We start from the raw sequence: 17,351 nt of genomic DNA, 5'->3' as shown, positions 1-17,351 counted from the left end.
GCGACGTCAGATCCATTTCAGGTATTTGAAGGTCGCGATCTGGATGCCGCAAACGCCGAACAGAAGCGCGACGAAGAACCAGAAGGCGCTTACGTTGTCGGAGCCGGGAATGCCGCCGACATTAATCCCAAGCAGGCCCGTCAGGAAGCCGAGCGGCAGGAAGATCGCGGCGATCACCGACAGAACGTAGAGATTTTTGTTCATGCGGTCAGCCAGGGCGTTGGCCAGCTCTTCCTTGACGATCTGGGCCCGCTCGCGAATCGTGTCGAGATCTTCGATATAGCGGATCACCATATCGAGATTTTCCTGCAGGCGCCGTTTGTTCATGGCGTCGAGCCAGGGCAGTTCCGACGCGCGCAAATGCGCGATCACATCGCGCTGGGGAGCGATATAGCGGCGAAACATGATCGCCTGTTTGCGCAGGGCGTTGATCGCCTGCCGGGAGGCGGGGGTTGGTGATTCCATCACCTCTTCCTCGGCATCGTCGAGATTTTCGTCGAGCTCAGTCAGCACGGGTTCCATGCGCTCGAACAGGCGCGCGGTCAGCATGGCGATGAAGTCCGCAGAATTCTTCGGACCGGTGCCTTCAGCGAGGCGTTCACGCAAATCGGTGACCGCCTTGAGCCGGCGGCGACGCAGGCTGATGATACGCGAACCATCGATCCAGAGCCGGATCGAGACCATGTCTTCCGGCTGGGCGTCCTCATTGAGATTGACACCGCGCAGGATCATCAGCGCGCCCTGCTCGAACATCACCATGCGCGGCCGGGTTTCGTCGGCCAACAAGGCGTTGATGATGATCGGGTCGAGATAGGAAATCTCGCGTTCCAGCCAGTCGCGCGCGCCGGGATGGGTTGCGTCGAGATGGACCCAGGCCAGCGCCTCGTCCTTGATCAGGCGGGATACGTCGTCGCCAGTCAGGACATCGCCATGGCCGTCGCCCTTGATCGAGCAGGCATGAAGAATGCCAAATTCATTGGGCATTGATCGCCTCCTTCAGAGCGGCGGCATTCTTGATATGGAGATCGCGCTGCGGGAAGGGGATCTCGATGCCGTTATCGCGGAATTTGTGCCAGATCGCGAACATCACATCGCTCTTCGGCTTCCAGCGGCCAACCATGACATCCTCGATCCAGAACAACAGGGTGAAGTCGATCGAGCTGTCGCCGAAGTTTCGCAGAAAGCATTGTGGTGCGGGGGTTTCGAGGCACATCGCGTGTTCGGTTGCCGCTTGCATGATCAGGCTGTGAGCCAGCTCCAGGTCACTGCCATAGGCGATGCCGACATTGATTTCGACGCGGCCCTTGCTGGTTGAAAGCGTCCAGTTGGTCACCCGGCTGGTGATGAAATCCTCGTTCGGAACCAACACTTCCTTGCCGTCGAAGGTTTCCAGCAAAGTGTAGCGCGCGCTCGATTTGCGCACGAAACCGGTCACCCCGTCGGGCAATTCGATCAGATCGTCGATATCAACCGAGCGTTCCAGAAGCAGGATCAGGCCGGAAATGAAGTTCGAGGCGATGTTTTGCAGGCCCAAGCCAATGCCGATGCCGACGGCGCCGCTGAAAACAGTCAGGGTCGTCAGGCTGAGACCAAGCAGGTCCATCGAGATCAGGACGGCGACCACATAGATTGCGATCTGGAGGATTTTCGAAACCAGGGTTCGGGTGGTGGGGTGCAACCTTTCGAGCCGGCGCACGCGGTATTGCACGGCGCTGGCGACCGCCGCCGTGATCCAGAAGACCAGAACCAACAATACGAGCGCACGCAGGACGTCATAGGCGCTGACCCGGAAGCTGCCGGCGGTGAAGGTCAGCGCCTCGGTATTGAGATATGTGCGTACAGCGTCGAGATTGCCGGTCACGCCGGCGGTGGTGATCGCGAGCAGGGTGATGAAAATCAGCCAGCGGGCCCAGGGCCCGTTGGGTTTGATGATATGTTTCAAGAAATCGCCCATGCCTGCTCAACCGTCCTACTGCCCGTTCCGGGACCGGCGAAGCTGCCGGATCGAATTCTCGCTGCCTACTCTGCCATGACTGGTGGTGCAAGGCGACTGTCGGACCGGGACGGCCTGTGGCTCAATAATCCCGGCGCCAACGGATCGATACCGAGGCTGTGGTGTCGCCGCTGAGGCGCGAGAGAATGCTGAGCTGGGGCGTCAACGTCCATTCGACCCGCGCCGTGCTGAGCGCTGCGGCACCGGCGCTTTCAACCTCGACATAGAAATCATTGCCGAAGCGCCGTCCGCTGGTGACGGTCAGGCTGCCATCGGCATTGGCCCCGATATCGAGCCGGTCGACACCGACCAGGCCGCGAAAGCGATCGATGAAGCCGAACATGTCCTGGCCGGAGAGTTGCGCCGCCAGTTGGGCCGCCTCGAAGGGCCCAAGTTCGCTGGCCGAGCGGTCGAACAGCAGGCGGGCAATGATCTCGTCGTCCGGCAGGGTCGGGACGCTGGTCAGGGTCACGCTCGGCGACATTAGTGGGCCGGCGATCGTGACATCGGCCTGGAAACCCTCGCGCTCATAATGGGCCAGCAAGGACAGGCGAGCGGCCGTTGGCGGACCGTTGAACAGGACCCCGCCCTGCTGCAGGGTGAAGCGTCGACCGAAGACTGTGGCTGAACCGCGCACCAGGTCGGCGGTGCCGGTCAGGGTCGGCTTTTTCGCTTGGCCGGTAATGCGGATATCGGCACGCCATTCGGTGTTGAAGTTGGACGAGTTGAAATAAATCTGGTCGGTGGCATAGACCCGGTAGTCCAGCCGGATCGGCAATCGAGGGCGCGAGGCGCGGATCTGGTTTTTCGGCAGATTGAGCTCGATCACCTCGATCTCCGGGATTGCAGCGGTACCATTGGCTGGTGGCAGGGCATAAACGCGGTCGAGCCGGGTTTCTCCAGCCACGAGCAGGCCGTTCTCATCCATCGTCAAGCGGGTTTGGCCCGTCACGCGCGCCGTCAGATCGGGTCGCCGGGCGGCGGTGAAATTCTCGAAATTGAACTCGGCTTGGCCGCGTGGACCCTGGGCCGTGATGACGCCAGCGGCGGTGGCGTGCATCTCGCCTGTCGAGCCGTCACCGGCGGTGAAGCTCTCCAACTCAACCTGGCTATTGTGCAAATGCGCCAGCATCTGAATGTCGACAATATCCGTGCCGGTGTCGGCAGCGCTGAAGCGGCCATCATGCAAGGCCACCGGACCGTCGATTTCAGGCGCGCCGCGGGTTCCCGAAATCGCCAGGTCAATATCGGCACCGCCCGCCAGCGATGTCCCGATCGGCAAAAGCAGGGAGGTCAGCGACTGGATTTCACCACTGGCCTCGATGCCGCCCGCGATGACGGCCTCGGGTCCATTTAGAACCGCAAGTAGATCGGACGTAACCCCCGACCGTGTCAGGAAGGCGCGGGCGCTCAATCCGCCACCGGTGGCGAGGGTTTCAATCTGCGCATCATCGCCCAAGGTGAGGCGGTTTTCGATCTGCAAATCCGGAGCGTCCGACAGCGAAGCGGCGGTCAGGCCGCTGGCGACAAGCTCGGCGCTACCGCGCCAGATGCCGCCGGTCTGTTGCAACGCGGCATTGCCGTTGATCATGCCGTCCACTTCGGGCAGTCCGGCCAGATCGACCAGCAGGTCGACAGGCAGGCGCTCGATTTGAACGTCGAGTTGAGCCTGATCCAGGCTCTCCTGCCAGTGCGCGCCGAGCTCCCCGCCGCCGAAGGTAATCCGTCCGCCCAGCGCGCGGTTTGCACCCTCAATCACGGCCAGGATCGGCTCGACCGTCTGCCAGGCATTGGCGCCGAGATGTCCCGCCGGGCTCAATTCGGCGCGCAGGCCTGTTTCGGTCCAGCCGATTGTCCCGGTGGCATTGAGATCGAACGGCACGCCGGCGAGGCCAGAAAGTTCAGCGTCCAGCGCTAGCCCAGACATCGGTCCGCTCAGGGAGACCTGCGCGTCGGACACAATGACCGAGCCGGAGACCACGTCTCTTGCTCCGAGCCGGGCATCGAATTCGCCGTCCAGCAGAGCATCGAGCGCAGCGTCATAGTCCAGCGTGAGCGACCAGCGCGCCTGGGTTCCCGCCAGCAGGCTGAAATGCAATCTGTCCTGCTCGATGCGGGCGTCCGCCTGGATCACCGAGGGTCCAAACTGGCTGTCGCGTACGGCGACAGTCCAGTTGGCGCCGTGTTGCTCGGCCGCGCCGGCCAGCACCAGTTCGCGCGTCTCATAACGGCCAGCCAGCGTCCAGTCGGCGGAAAGATTGCCGTCGTCATATTCGGCGTTCAGCGCCAGTCTGGGGACGTTGAAGCGGGTATCGCCGACCAGGATTGCCTCGGTAGCCGTCACGGTGTGAGCGGTGATCAGGCCATCGGTTGAAGTCAGTTCGAAACCGGTCGCCAAGCCGCCGGCAAAGCTCAGGGCGACGCCTTCGAGCGTTCCGGAGAATGCCAGGTCGCCGCTCGCTTGCCAGTCGCTACCGGAGCTGCCCTGGGCTTGTGCCTCCAGCGACAATTGTGTCGAGCGCACCGACAGCGCGGGGACGCGCCAGCCGCCGTCTTCCAGCCGCAGCGTTGCCGTGACGCGCAAGGCCTCGATCAGCGGCGCGAGGCGGGCATCGGTGTCAATGGCGCTGCCGTCAATCTCCAAGGCGATCTCGTTCGCGCCGGTCGTGGTGATGACGGCGGTGACCGGGCCGCTGGCGTGATCGGTCAGACGGGCAATATCATCCAGCGCGGCGCGGGCGTTGAGAGCAAGCTCGTCGCTGCCGGGCGCGAATATCCCGTCGGCATCGATGGAGACATGGGCACCAACCAGTTGCGAGCTGGTGAGCTGGTAGCGGTCCTGTTCAAGGTCGGCGGTCAGATCAAGCGTCAGGCTGGCCCGCTCGCCGAGCAATTCATTGAGGACGCTCTCGCCCAGTTCCGGATCCGACAGGGTGAGTTGCGCCGCGATGACCAGTTGTCCGGAATTATAATTCAGTTGCACCGGCCCGGCGACGGCGCCGATCCGGGTCTCGCCAGCGGCCAGTTGATCAATATCGAGTTGGCCGTCGAGGCCGTAGCCCTCACTCCCGTCGAGCCGGCCCTGGAAATTCAGTGCTCCGGCGCTGACCTCGCCGCCGGACAATTGCGCCAGCGCCTGCCCGCGCGTTTGCAGCGTCAGATTCCAGTTCTGTGCCGCATTGCGGCTGAGCTCAACATCGAGCGTGTCGGCGTGCAGCCGTGCGCTCTGGACGCTGAAGGCCCTGATCGCGCCGTTGGCGCTGACCTCGCCGTGCGACAGGATTGGCGCGACAGTTTCCGGCAGGCCGGTCCAATTGCCCGGCTCCACGGCGCTGTCGATCTGCCAGCGATTATCGGCCCAGCTGAGCTGGCCACTGGCCAGATCACGACCGGTCAGCTGGACACTGAAATGGCCCGTGCCTGACGCCGTGTTGCCGGAGATTTCGGCCGCGACCTCGATCTGCTCGTCGGGCATTTGCACCAGCGTTGCCAGCGTGCCGCCCGGCGCGCCCGACGCGGTGAAATGGCCGGTAATGCCACCATCGGCGAGAATATCGAACTGGCCGTCAATCGCATCGCCCGGCGCATCCAGACGGGTGATTGAAATCGCCGCCTGCCCCGGCGCACCGGTCTGCAGCCGCAAATTGCCGTGCGCTTGCAGGCTCGCGGCCGGACCGGCGATGCCCTCGGCAAGTTCGAGCCGGTCGATCCGCGCTTCGGTCAGGATAAGGTCGGGCAGGTTGCCGCCGCCTTGAGGCGTGTTGGCGTCATCGGGCAGATCAGGTGTTCGGGCGATGGTGACGCGCTCAACCGAAACCAGGCTGATCCTGATCGGGCCGTTCGCCAGTGAGCGTGGCCGCCAATTGACCGCGATCGACTCGGCTTCCAGCCAGACCCCGGAGGCATCGGACAGGGTGATGCGATCAATGCTGAAATCGGACAAGAGGTCACCGTGAACCCCTTCAACCCGGACGCGTCCGATATGATCAATGTCACGCCCATCGACGAAGGCGTTCACCAGCCACCGCCCCGGCCCGTTGCTGAGCGCGACGATGCCGCCGAACACGAGAATCAGGAACAGACCGGCGGTGATTGCCAGGGCTTGTAATATGCCGCGCCAGGGAAAGGGTTTCGCCATCGTCAAAACGCTTGGCCGATGCTGAAATAGACCTGTACGGCCGCTTCTCCCGGGCGACGATTGAGCGGGGTGGCGATATCAAAACGCAGCGGCGCGAAGTCGAAATAATAGCGCGCGCCGATTCCGACCGCGCTGCGAATTTCGGAGAAGCCGGGCGTCGATTGGCTCGAAGCTGCGCCGGAATCGACAAAGGCCACCGCGCCCCAACGACCTTGGGAGCGCCAGCGCAATTCCAGACTCGTTTCACTCACGGACAAGCCACCGAAGGGCGCGCCATCGCTGCCGAGCGGACTCACTGATTGGTAGTCGAAACCGCGCACCGAGCCGCCGCCACCGGCGTAAAAGCGCAGATCGGCCGGCAGGCCTGCGGCGTTGGTCCCGAGCGTCGTGCCAACGCGTATCCGCGCCGCCGCGACGAGTGCATCCGTCAGTCGATAATAGGTGCTGGCGCGGGCTTCGATGCGAACATATCGCGATTTTACATCGCCGAAGGTCGCAGCCGGGGACAGCTGTAGTCTGGCGCGCAGGCCCTGTGCCGGATCGAGCGGGTCATCGCGGCTGTCATAGGTCAGGTTGAGATCAAGGGCGGTGGTGATGGCGTCGCGTGGGCCGGTGATGTCGGTGACCCGCGATATGTCGAGCCGCGTGCCGGCGCCGTATTCAAGATGGTGACCGGCGCGGCGCGTGACACCGGCGTTCAACAATAGCCCGGTTTGATCGAAAGCATTGGTTTTCTGGGATTGAAGCCCGGCCCCGAAACTGAGCGTTTGTTGGTAGCGGCGCCAGTGCGGCAGGCTCAGTGTCGCACTGAGGCCCTGTTGAAGCGTGGCGACAAGGGCTTTGATCGCCAGAGTTTCGTCGCCGGCAAACAGATTGCGCCGCTTCCAGTCGAAATTGGCGCCGGGGCCTTCGCTGGTCGCATAGCTCAACGAGGCTTCGATCGTGTGGCGCGGTGCCGGTGTGAGGTCGACGCGGACGGGGCGTTCGCCCGTCGCCGTATCGACATCGCCCAGCATGACTTGTGAGGTGCGCACGCTCGACAGCGCATCCAGCCGGCGTTGATATTCCAGGATTTCGGCCCGACTGGCGATGGCCCCGGCCTGCAGCGGTGAGATCGCGGCGATATAGCCGGGTCGCCAGCCCTCGCTCTCCAGCTGGAAGGGTCCATAACGCGTGAACGGGCCGGTATCATAGACGAAGTGGACGACGGCCGTATCGGTCGCGTGATCGACTGTGACGCGGCGTTCGCCGCTTTCGGCGCTGGGCCAGCCGGCATTCTGCAGCGCCGAAAGTCCAAGCGCGTCGCTGGCAATGACATCGGCGGCGCGCAGGGGCGTGTCGGCCCGAAGGGTGATGGCGGCAAGCGCGGTTGGCGCCGCTGTCGCGTCGGGTGTTGTTGCCGCATCGACCGTCTCGATCCGCACCCGCGGTCCGAGCGTAATATAGATCGTCGCCCGCAAATCGGTACCGATGCGCGGATCGACCTGAGACCGGTAATAGCCTTCGGAACGCAGCAGTCTGCGGGCTCGATCAGCCGCTGTGCGCGCCTGCCGCAATGCCCCGTCGGCCGGATTATCCGTTTCAGGGCGTTCACCGATGGCCGCTTCCAGAGCGCGGGCGAGCGCCGGATCGCTGACGCCCTCGACGGTCGCGAGCGGGGCTGCGGCGGCGGATCCGCAGGCGGCCAGGGCGACGAGCGCGAAGACAAGCGATTTCAAGCGATGCCACCTTCCTCCGATGCCCAGGCTCGTATAGGCATTCGGGGGCGTTCTGTCACAGACTCTGTGCACGCACGCAACAAGGCGGGACACGCAAACCGGCCTTGGCCAAATTGCCACCGCAATTCTCCGGCAGGAGGGCGATTGTGAACCTGAAGGATGGCCGAGCATGGCGTTATTGTTTCAAGTCCTTCTGGCCGCCACAAGTCTGGCGTTGGCCAGCGCCGCCGCCGGTGATGTCGCGCCGGGCGTTAGCGATGTGGGGAGCGCCACATCGGCCGGGCGTACTATCACGGCGCGTTATTCAAGCTCGGTGCTGATTTTCAAGGTCGGTTCGATCTCGCTGACAGCCGAGATCGAACCCGATCACTATGCGGCCCACACGGTTGTCGAGGCTGCTGGTTTGGCGGCGCTGTTCACCGATTTTGATATCCGGGCCGAGGTCGAGGGCCAGCGTGTCGCCGATCTCATGGCGCCCGTGCGTTATAACCATGTTGAACGGACGGGTTCCAAGGTGCGGGCCGTCGATATCCGGTTCGAGGACCGGGTCGCCTCGTCGGTCGCGACGCCGCCCTTCGGATCGCTGGGCGTGCCGCCGGCGACGCGCGAGCAGCGCACCGACGTGATCGACCCGATTTCGGCCCTGTTTCTGCTTTCGCAATCGCGCCCGGGCGAAGCGGGTCGGGTCTGTTCGGGTCGCTTGGCCGTGTTCGATGGCAAGGCGCGCTATGATTTGCGGCTCGAAGCGGGTGGGCTTGAAACCGTTCGAACGCCCGCCTGGCGCGGCGAAGCCCTGCTCTGCCACGTCTGGTACGAACCAGTCGCCGGTTACGACCCCGAGGACTATCCAACGCCGTCGGAGCTGCGTTACCCGCTCGATATCTGGCTGGCCCCCTTTGCCGAGGATGGATTTTTCCTGCCGGTTCGGCTGTACACGCGGGCCGGTCTTGGCGGCGTGACGATCGAAGTCGCCGAGCTCGATATCCGGGCGTAGCCGGCGGCTCGGTGAACCGGGTCGACCGAGCGGGTGTGTGACGGTGATCACATCGAGGCTGAACATCGAGGTGTAGTGTGAAGATTAGCTACCTCGTGTAGCCCCTCCACCTCCTCCTCCGGGGGAAAGGCGGGGCGCGTGACCTTGCCCAAGCGAAGCCCCAACTTCGCCTCGCGCCCCGCCGAACTTTCCTTGCCCTTCTCGCACCTTCACTGCCACGCGATTTGCCCCAAGGTTGCGCCTTACGGCAACTGGCACGATCATGCTTTCGGCTTGGGACCGGGGGTGGCGTGATGAGCGGGCAGGCGAAGTATCGGGCGTTTATCAGCTATAACCATGATGACAGCCGCTGGGCGCAGCGAATTCACCGCGCCCTGGAAGCCTACCGGCTGCCGGGCAATCTTGTCGGGACGGCCACGGATTACGGGCCGGTGCCCAAGCGCCTGACGCCGATATTCCGTGATCGCGACGATCTGCCAGCGACCGGAGACCTGACGGCCTCTGTCCGGGCGGCGCTGGCCAATTCCGATGTCCTGATCGTGGTCTGTTCCCCTGCGGCGGCGGCGTCGCGCTGGGTCAATCAGGAAATTCGGGAATTCCGGGGCGCCCATCCGACCGGCGACATTCTGGCTGTCATTATTGCGGGCGATCCGGGCGCAGCGGCTGGCAATCAGCCCGGCAATCAATCCTGCTTTCCGCCAGCCCTGCTCGAAAGTGATGCCGAGCCGGTTGGGGCAGATTTTCGCCGGGGCGGCGACGGCTTCCGGATGGGTGTGCTCAAACTCGCTGCAGGCATGCTTGGCCTGCGCCTCGACCAGATCATTCAGCGCGACCTCCAGCGGCGCCAACGCCGCGTGACTGCCGTCACGATGGTCTCGCTTTTGCTCGCGCTAATCATGAGTGGTCTGACCTTGGTGGCTTTTTCGGCCCGCTCCGAGGCAGAGCGCCGCAAGGCCGATGCAGAGGATTTGATCGAATTCATGCTGAGCGATCTTCAAGACAAGCTGGAACCCGTCGGACGACTGGATGTCCTCGATGCCGTTGGCGAAAAAGTCGTTGCCTATTACGCCGCGCAGTCGAACCAACAATTGTCAGCCGACGCGCTGGGCCGCCGGTCCCGCGCGTTTCATTTGCTCGGTGAGATCGAATCCGCCGAGGGCGATCTCGACTCCGCCTACGAACATTTTCGCCGCGCCTACGATGCGACACATCAGCTGTTGCTGATTGAGGGCGATAATCCGGACCGAATTTTCGAACACTCCCAGAGCGCCTATTGGGTCGGCTACTACGCTTGGCGTCAGGGCCGCATGGATGATGCCGAACGGCATTTTCTCGAATATCGCAATCTGGCGCGACGTCTGACTGTTATCGATGATAACAATACAGATTGGTTGGCCGAGTTTGCGTATTCCAACACGAATTTGGGCGTGGTGTATCTGCAGTCCGGGCGATTGCCGGAGGCAAGGGAGGCCTTTTTGGCCGCCGCTGCGCTCGATACTGATCTGGCAGCGCGCCAGCCCGATTCGGTCCAAGCTCATATCGATTTAGCGACCGCAATGGCCTGGGTTGCGACAGTGTTTGAGATGACCGACGGCCGCGACGCGGCCATCGTCGCCCGGCGGCAGGAGATTGCCATTTACGAGGACCAGTTGTCGACCGAGGTCGATGATTGGACGGTCCGCCGCGATGCGATCAATGCCGAACGCGCACTGGCCCGGCTGTTGATTGCGCCAGGACCGGACACACCGGCGGACGATCTGCAGACGGCGCTCGCGATTCTGGAGGCGGCTTCGTTTGAGGCGGACGCTCTGTTGCAGCGCGATCCGGCCAACGGGAATTGGCGCTTAACGACCGTCCGGCAACGATTGTGGCTGGCCCAAGCCCGGCTACTCGCCCATGACTCCGCCGGAGCACGTGAGGCCTATCTTGATGCTTCGGCCTATATGGCACATCCCTCCTGGATGTCGGATCAGAGCGTTCGCGTCGCCGAGACACGTTTTTATGCCGGCCTGGTGGAGGCCCGAATTTTTATGGCCATGGGGCAGTATGATTCGGCGCACATGCGGCTGGACCATCTGATGACGTCGCTGGTGGCCGAAGCCAATTGGCAGACCGAATTCCAGTATGGTCCATTCCTCTATGCGGCCGCGTCCAATGACCTGGCCTGGCTGGAAGATCGCCGTGGGGAGCATGGAACAGCAATGACGCTGCGCCGTCATATGGTGGCAATTCTGGCACCGATTGCGGGCCAGTTGCGGCTCGATGCGGCGACCGAATACCGGCGGGCACAATCCATGCTCGCCTCTGCTCCGGTGGAGGCGAATTAGATCCTCACGGATCGCCAACGTGTCGGATGGACCCGGCGCAAACCTGAAAAATGGGGCAAGACATGACGATTTCAGATATGAGCGGACTGGACGGCACGAAAATCCAACCCGAGCTGCTCGGCAAGCCGACAGTCGTATATGAGTGCACCCAGATTAGCGTCAGCACGCTGCGCGACAGCAGTTTTGTTGTACTTTCGGGAACGGATACGGGGCGCAGCGCGTTTACGGACTCCGAAATTCTGACCATTCTCAACACATTCGGTGGGGTGGTCACGGGCAACCCCGCGGCAAGTGCTGCCCAATTGCGCACTTTGGCCTACGCGGCGCTCGCGCCGCTATGGACTGCGAACAACACGGTGACTCCAAGCCCGTATGATCTCTCCGTCAATTGTTCCAGCCGGCTGATCTTCGCGCTCAGCATGCCCGACTGGTCGTTCGAACCGGCCCGTATCAAGTTGAAAACCGCCTTCGATCAAGGCGAATTTGCGGGCCTGCAATGGTTGACGCTCAATGGCCAGAGCATGGAGCCCAACGCCTTCCAGCTGGTCGACAGCCACACCCAGACCGGTAAATCCTTTGAATTCGCGTTGTTCCTGGATGCGTCCCAGAGCGAGGGCGCTCAGCACACACGAGTGATTATCGATCCGGTCATCAAGAATGAAGATTGACCTGTTGGCGATCATCGGGCCCTTTTGAGCGGCGATGATCGCTGGAGAGCGGATGCGGCGGATAATCCTCGAACGGTTCAATCAGGGCGATTTGGCCCGCGCCTATGACCTTTGCCTTGCGGCCACGGCACAACAGCCCGACGATGGCTGGTTCAAGCATCGTGCGGTGTTGTGCCTGGTCCGGTCCGGGGCGCTTGAGCGGGCTGAACTTGATTACCGCCGCTTTCGGCTATCCGAAGCCAGCCATGATGAGGACAGCCTCGCGCTTGGTGCACGCTTGCGCAAAAGCATGGCGCTGGAAGCGTCGGGCGAGAATGTCCAACGGCTAGCCACCATCGCGGCGGAGCAATATGCCCGCATTTTTCTCCAGACCGGCGGACATTATCCCGGGATTAATGCCGCGACGATGTATCTGCTGGCCGGGGATCGACCACGCGCCGACGCGCTCGCGCGCAAAGTTCTGGGTTCGTGCCGTAAACTCAATCCCGATGGGGATGAGGAGGCGTATTACCGGCTGGCCTCGCAAGCCGAAGCGCATCTCTTGCTGGGCGATATGGGTGCGGCGCACATGGCGCTGAGATCGGCGATCGCCTGTGACCGGCAGAACTACATGGCGCACGCGACCACGATCCGCCAATTGCGAATGGTGGTCAGACTGCTGCAATTACAGGCGCCGTGGCTGGCGGATCTGGAACCGCCCCGCCCCTGCCATTTTGCAGGCCATCTGTTCCAGTCCGGCCCTGGAGCGGACGGGATCACACCGGCGCGGGAATCCGCGCTCGCCTTGGCCATCGCAGAGACTTTCGATCGCGAAAATATTGGCGCTGCCTATGGGGCCATCGCTGCCGGGGCCGACATCCTCGTCGCGGAAGCCGCCATCGCGCGCGGCAATGAACTGCATCTGGTTCTGCCGGTGCCGGTCAATGTCTTCATCGACGCCTCGGTCCGGCCACTGGGCGGCAAATGGGTCAAGCGTTGCGAGGCTTGCCTGTCCAACGCTGCACGGATCCATGAAGTTACCACTGATCGCAAACTCCTGTCCGGTCAGCATATACGTTTCGCCAGCGAGGTCGCGATGGGCCTGGCTCGAATGCGGGCGGGCGCGTTGGCGACATCGCCGGTCCAATTGCTGGTCGCCGACGACACGCAGCGACCAGACAGGTATGGCACCGCCCATGATCGCGATGTCTGGGGCGAGGCCGGGCTGCGTCAGCTCGTAGTGCCGGTCAGCGGCATGAAGCGCTATCGCGGCGCCGAACTGGCGACAAACGGGACCGATCCGGCCTTCAACCAGGTCTTGCGGGCGATGCTATTCGTCGACATTTGCGGGTCTTCAACGATTGCCGATGATCTTGTGCCGGTCTTTGTGAAATCGATCATGACCGTGCTGGCGCGGGAATGCGACCGCCTCGATCCGGCCCCGCTTTACGCCAATAGCTGGGGTGACGGACTGTTCCTGGCGTTTCAGCGCGTCGATGATGCAGCGCGTGCGGCTGATCGGCTCAGGTGTGCCTTCTCGGCGCTCGACCTTGGTGCGCTCGGCCTTCCCGACCATCTCGCGCTGCGTATCGGCGCCCATTACGGCCCGGTTCAGGAAGGCGACGACCCGTTGCGTCGGGTGCCGACCCTGTTCGGCGGCCAAGTGGCGATCGCCTCGCGGATTGAGCGGGCGACGGTGCCCGGTTCGATCTTCGTCAGCGCCCCCTTCGCGGCGGCACTCGCGATGGCGAGCGGCGGCGAGTTTCGTTGCGAATATGTAGGCGAAACCGAGATCGATGCCCTGATGCCGGCGATCGGTATGTATAGCCTGCGCGCCGTCGCGCCCGATTGCCCCGTTGCGCTTGACGACGCGTTCTCAGTTGGCCGTGCTTAGCCGCGCCAAATGGTCGGGATCGACCAATTCAAACGTATTATCCTGTCGCCGCAGCAGGCCACGCCGCTCCAGACCGCTGACCGTTCTGGACACGGTCTCCCGTGTCGTGTTGACGCGCAGGGCGATGGCCGTCAGCGAGGGGATCGGCCGGATGACGCGCGTCTGGCCAGCGGGCGCGCGCTCCGACATGCGCAGAATCTCGGCATAGATCCGGCCCGGTGCGGAGAGGGCGGAAAGCTCGAACATGCGTTGGGTGGTGTGATGGACGCGCCGGGCCAGAATGCGCGACAGGGCGAGGCCAAGCTCGCCATATTGTTGCATCAGCGCAAGGAAGGCTGGCGCGCTGTAACTCGCCAGTTCACACTCGGTTTCGGTGATGATCTCGGATGTCCGGCGTCGGTCGGTGAGGGCGGCAAGCTCGCCGATAATCGTGCCAGGATGCAGCGTGTCGAGCCAGATCTCCTGACCGCCTTCGGACAGGAGCACCACCCGGACCGAACCGTCCAGCAGCAGGAAGACCTGATCTTCCTCATCATCTTGGGCAATGACGCTGACACCGGGCGGGTAGCGACGCAGCTCGGCGCGCGAGATCAGCGCGGCTCGCGCATTCTCTTCCGTCAGAGCAAGAGAATCCAGGGCCAATGCCCAGGATTTGTCCGCCGCCATGGGTAGCCCCGTCCCGCAAACAGTTGCTTCAAAGAAACAATCGGTGATCATGCCGGAGAATGCCAGCACAAATGGCTGCCGACAGGTGGTTGAATGCCGTTCTGAGGCTGTGCTTCGCACCTGCGGTGCACAGGCTCTGCCGGAACGCGTTAGCGCTTGATATGTGGTCAAAGCACCAAGTGGGTGGGTTGCCAGCGATTATTGCGCGGTTCGAAATGAGTGTGCCGACAGCAACAAGCCTTTCCCGGCACGCGGGAAACCTGCTTTACTGGCACTCGGATTATGGGGAAATCGATCATGAAGCATTTGTTCAACGCCTTGCTCTTTCTGGTTCTGGCGTCGGCGCCGGCGCTGGCGCAGTCCTCGCCGCTGAACGCTCACTACGATCCCGATACCCCCACAGCACAAGCGGTCCTGGGCCATGGGTTTGGCGCTGAAATCACGCCGCCGGACCGGGCCATCGCCTATCTTAGAGCCCTGCAGGCCGCGCAGCCGGACCGGATCCAGGTCGTCGATTATGCGACCAGCTGGGAAGGCCGTCAGCTGGCCTATGCGATCATCGCCAAGCCGGAAACGATGGCACGCCTCGATGAGGTTCAGGCCGATTTGCAGCGTCTCGCCGACCCGCGCGGGCTGTCGGCTGAGGCGCGCGATCAACTGATCGCCTCGACGCCGGCCGTCGTTTGGCTGTCCTATGGCGTGCATGGCGACGAGATTTCCTCGACTGATGCCGGCCTGCGGACCGCCTATCATCTGCTCGCATCGCGCAATGATGCCAGTGTCGACCAGATCCTCGACCAGACCATCGTGATTATTGACCCGACCCAGAATCCCGACGGGCGCGCGCGTTTCATCAACAGCTTTACCGCTGCGCGCGGCCTGCAGCCGGATGAGAACCGCTTCACCGCCGAGCACGACCAGCCCTGGCCGGGCGGGCGCAGCAATCACTATCTGTTCGACATGAATCGTGACTGGTTTGCGATGACGCAGCCGGAGACCCGGGGCCGGGTGGCGGCGATGCTGGAATGGCGGCCGATGGTCGTGGTCGACGCGCATGAAATGAGCGGCGACAGCAGCTATTTCTTCGCGCCTTCGGCGGAACCCTTCAACCCGCACGTCGTGCAAAGCCAGCGCGATGCCCAGGATCTGATCGGACGCAATCACGCCCGCTGGTTTGACCAGTTTGGCTATGATTATTTCACCCGCGAGGTCTATGACGCCTTTTATCCGGGCTATGGCGATATGTGGCCGACCCTGCAGGGCGCGGTCGCGATGACCTATGAACAGGCCTCGGCCCGCGGTCTGGTCTGGCGCCGTCGTGACGGATCGCTGTTGACCTATGGCGAAGCCGTCGAGCACCATTTCGTCGCCAGCCTGTCGACCGCCGAAGTGGTGGCCGTCAACCGCGAGCGCTTCGTGCGCGATTACGTCAATTTCCGCGCCTCCGCCGCCAGTGATCAAAGTGGTCCGCAAGCCGTATTGCTCGATCCGGCCTCCAATCGCTGGGGCGCCGAGCGGCTGGCCCGTTCGCTCGTGGCCCAGGGCATCGAGGTGAGCCGCGTCGACGGCCCGGTCTCTGCCTGTGGCACACGCTTCGAGGACGGCGCCTTCGAGATCCGCTTCAACCAGCCGGCCGGCCGCCTTGCCCGCACCCTGCTGGAGGACACGACCGCCTTGCCGCGTGACTTCATGCAGGAGCAGGAAAATCGCCGCGCGCGCGGCCTTGGTGCCGAACTCTATGACGTCACCGCCTGGTCCTTGCCCTTGATGCACAATGTCGAGGCCGTCACTTGCGCCCGTGCACCTGCGCTGACGGGTCATGCCGTTGCCGCTGATGATCCGATTGGCTCGACCGGCTCCAATGCCGGTGCGGCCTGGGGCTATGCCATCGCTTGGGATGATGCCGGACAGGCCCGTCTGGTCGCCGCACTGGTGGCCGCGGGCGTGCCCGCTCGCTCGACCGATGTCGCTTTCAGGATTGGCGATACGACCTTTCCACGCGGCAGTGTCGTCGTGCCCCGCCATGGCGCACCGGCCAATCTGGACAGCCTGATTGCCCGTTTCAGCAACGAAATCGGTGCCCGCTTTATCGGCCTCGCCTCGAGCTGGGTCGATGAGGGACCCAATCCGGGCTCGGAGAATTTCATGCCGGTGCGGGCGCCGCGCATTGCGATGTTGTGGGATAGCGGCACGGATTCAAATTCGGCCGGGCCGACGCGCTATGTGCTCGAACAGCGTTACGGCATGCCGGTCAGCGTGATCCGGGCTGCCAATCTGGGCCGCGCCGACCTGTCGCTGTTCGATGTCATGATCCTGCCGGAACAGGGTAGTGGCGGTTATTCGACGGTTCTCGGTGAGAGCGGTTCGGCGCAATTGACCCGCTTTGTCCGCGCTGGTGGCGTGCTGATCGGTCTGGGTGATGCGACGCGTTGGTTGTCTGATCCGGATGTGGGTCTGGTGCCGGCCCGGCGTGAACGGGCGGTCGATACGGCACGTCCGGCGGCGCAGGACCAGGCGGTGGTCGATGCCGTCGTGCTCGCCTCGACCGATGAGCTCGATGCGGTGCAGGCCGAGCAGGGCGCGATGCCGGACTATTCGCCCGGCGCGCTGCTGCATGTCGAGGCCAATCCCGATGCCTGGATGTCGGCAGGCTATAGCCGCGGCGCTGCGGTGCTGGTGACGGGCTCAGACATCTATGCCCCGATCAGCCTCGACGCAGCGGATACCGCGATGCGTTTCGCGGGACCGGACACGCTGGTGGCGGGCGGCTATGTCTGGGCGGAATCTGCGACGCAGATCGCCTACAAGCCGTTCGTGATCTCCAATTCGATGGGTTCTGGCCAAGTGATCGCTTTCACTCAATCGCCAACCACACGCGCCTATCTGGAAGGGCTCGACCTCTTGCTGCTCAACGCCGTCCTGCTCGGGCCGGCGCATAGTCGCGGCATGCGCTAGAGGGGCCGAGCTGAATTTG

At 63.2% G+C, this 17,351-nt stretch carries 10 protein-coding genes; 5 read left to right on the top strand and 5 right to left on the bottom strand.

Going from position 1 to position 17,351, the window contains the following annotated elements:
• Positions 1-6: 6 nt before the first annotated feature.
• From AAC029_RS02690 to AAC029_RS02675, 4 genes are all read right to left on the bottom strand, one after another.
• The gene (locus AAC029_RS02690) at positions 7-984 is read right to left on the bottom strand and encodes a zinc transporter ZntB (RefSeq protein ID WP_339743676.1); all 978 of its coding nucleotides are present in this window, start codon (positions 982-984) and stop codon (positions 7-9) included.
• Entirely contained in the window at positions 974-1,942 is a 969-nt protein-coding gene (locus AAC029_RS02685) for a mechanosensitive ion channel domain-containing protein (RefSeq protein WP_339743674.1), read from the bottom strand. The genes AAC029_RS02690 and AAC029_RS02685 overlap by 11 nt, the downstream gene beginning before the upstream one ends.
• Before the next feature lie 133 nt (positions 1,943-2,075).
• A complete protein-coding gene (locus AAC029_RS02680; protein ID WP_339743673.1) occupies positions 2,076-6,131 on the bottom strand; it encodes a translocation/assembly module TamB domain-containing protein in 4,056 nt (1,351 codons plus the stop codon).
• Between the two features lie 2 nt (positions 6,132-6,133).
• Positions 6,134-7,849 (bottom strand): autotransporter assembly complex family protein, encoded by a 1,716-nt coding sequence (locus tag AAC029_RS02675; protein WP_339743671.1) that lies wholly within the window; start codon positions 7,847-7,849, stop codon positions 6,134-6,136.
• 169 nt (positions 7,850-8,018) lie between these two features.
• Between AAC029_RS02675 and AAC029_RS02670 the strand changes: the two genes are divergently transcribed.
• The 4 genes from AAC029_RS02670 to AAC029_RS02655 all read left to right on the top strand — a co-directional run bounded on the left by AAC029_RS02670 (position 8,019) and on the right by AAC029_RS02655 (position 13,711).
• Positions 8,019-8,843, top strand: coding sequence for a DUF3108 domain-containing protein (locus AAC029_RS02670; RefSeq protein ID WP_339743669.1), 825 nt, complete (start codon positions 8,019-8,021; stop codon positions 8,841-8,843).
• 293 nt (positions 8,844-9,136) lie between these two features.
• Entirely contained in the window at positions 9,137-11,170 is a 2,034-nt protein-coding gene (locus AAC029_RS02665; RefSeq protein ID WP_339743667.1) for a toll/interleukin-1 receptor domain-containing protein, read from the top strand.
• Positions 11,171-11,232: 62 nt separating this feature from the next.
• The gene (locus AAC029_RS02660; protein WP_339743665.1) at positions 11,233-11,838 is read left to right on the top strand and encodes a hypothetical protein; all 606 of its coding nucleotides are present in this window, start codon (positions 11,233-11,235) and stop codon (positions 11,836-11,838) included.
• A 52-nt stretch (positions 11,839-11,890) separates the two neighbouring features.
• Entirely contained in the window at positions 11,891-13,711 is a 1,821-nt protein-coding gene (locus AAC029_RS02655; RefSeq protein WP_339743663.1) for an adenylate/guanylate cyclase domain-containing protein, read from the top strand.
• On the opposite strand, the gene AAC029_RS02650 is transcribed toward AAC029_RS02655, so the two are convergent.
• Positions 13,694-14,377 carry a Crp/Fnr family transcriptional regulator gene (locus AAC029_RS02650; RefSeq protein ID WP_339743661.1) on the bottom strand — a complete coding sequence of 228 codons (684 nt, stop codon included), beginning with the start codon at positions 14,375-14,377 and terminating at the stop codon, positions 13,694-13,696. The genes AAC029_RS02655 and AAC029_RS02650 overlap by 18 nt on opposite strands.
• A gap of 297 nt (positions 14,378-14,674) precedes the next feature.
• Between AAC029_RS02650 and AAC029_RS02645 the strand changes: the two genes are divergently transcribed.
• Positions 14,675-17,332 carry a M14 metallopeptidase family protein gene (locus tag AAC029_RS02645; RefSeq protein ID WP_339743659.1) on the top strand — a complete coding sequence of 886 codons (2,658 nt, stop codon included), beginning with the start codon at positions 14,675-14,677 and terminating at the stop codon, positions 17,330-17,332.
• The last annotated feature ends 19 nt before the right edge of the window (positions 17,333-17,351 follow it).

This window comes from uncultured Maricaulis sp., assembly GCF_963975345.1.
Taxonomy (GTDB): Bacteria; Pseudomonadota; Alphaproteobacteria; order Caulobacterales; family Maricaulaceae; genus Maricaulis.
This window is presented reverse-complemented; position numbering and strand designations above follow the sequence as displayed.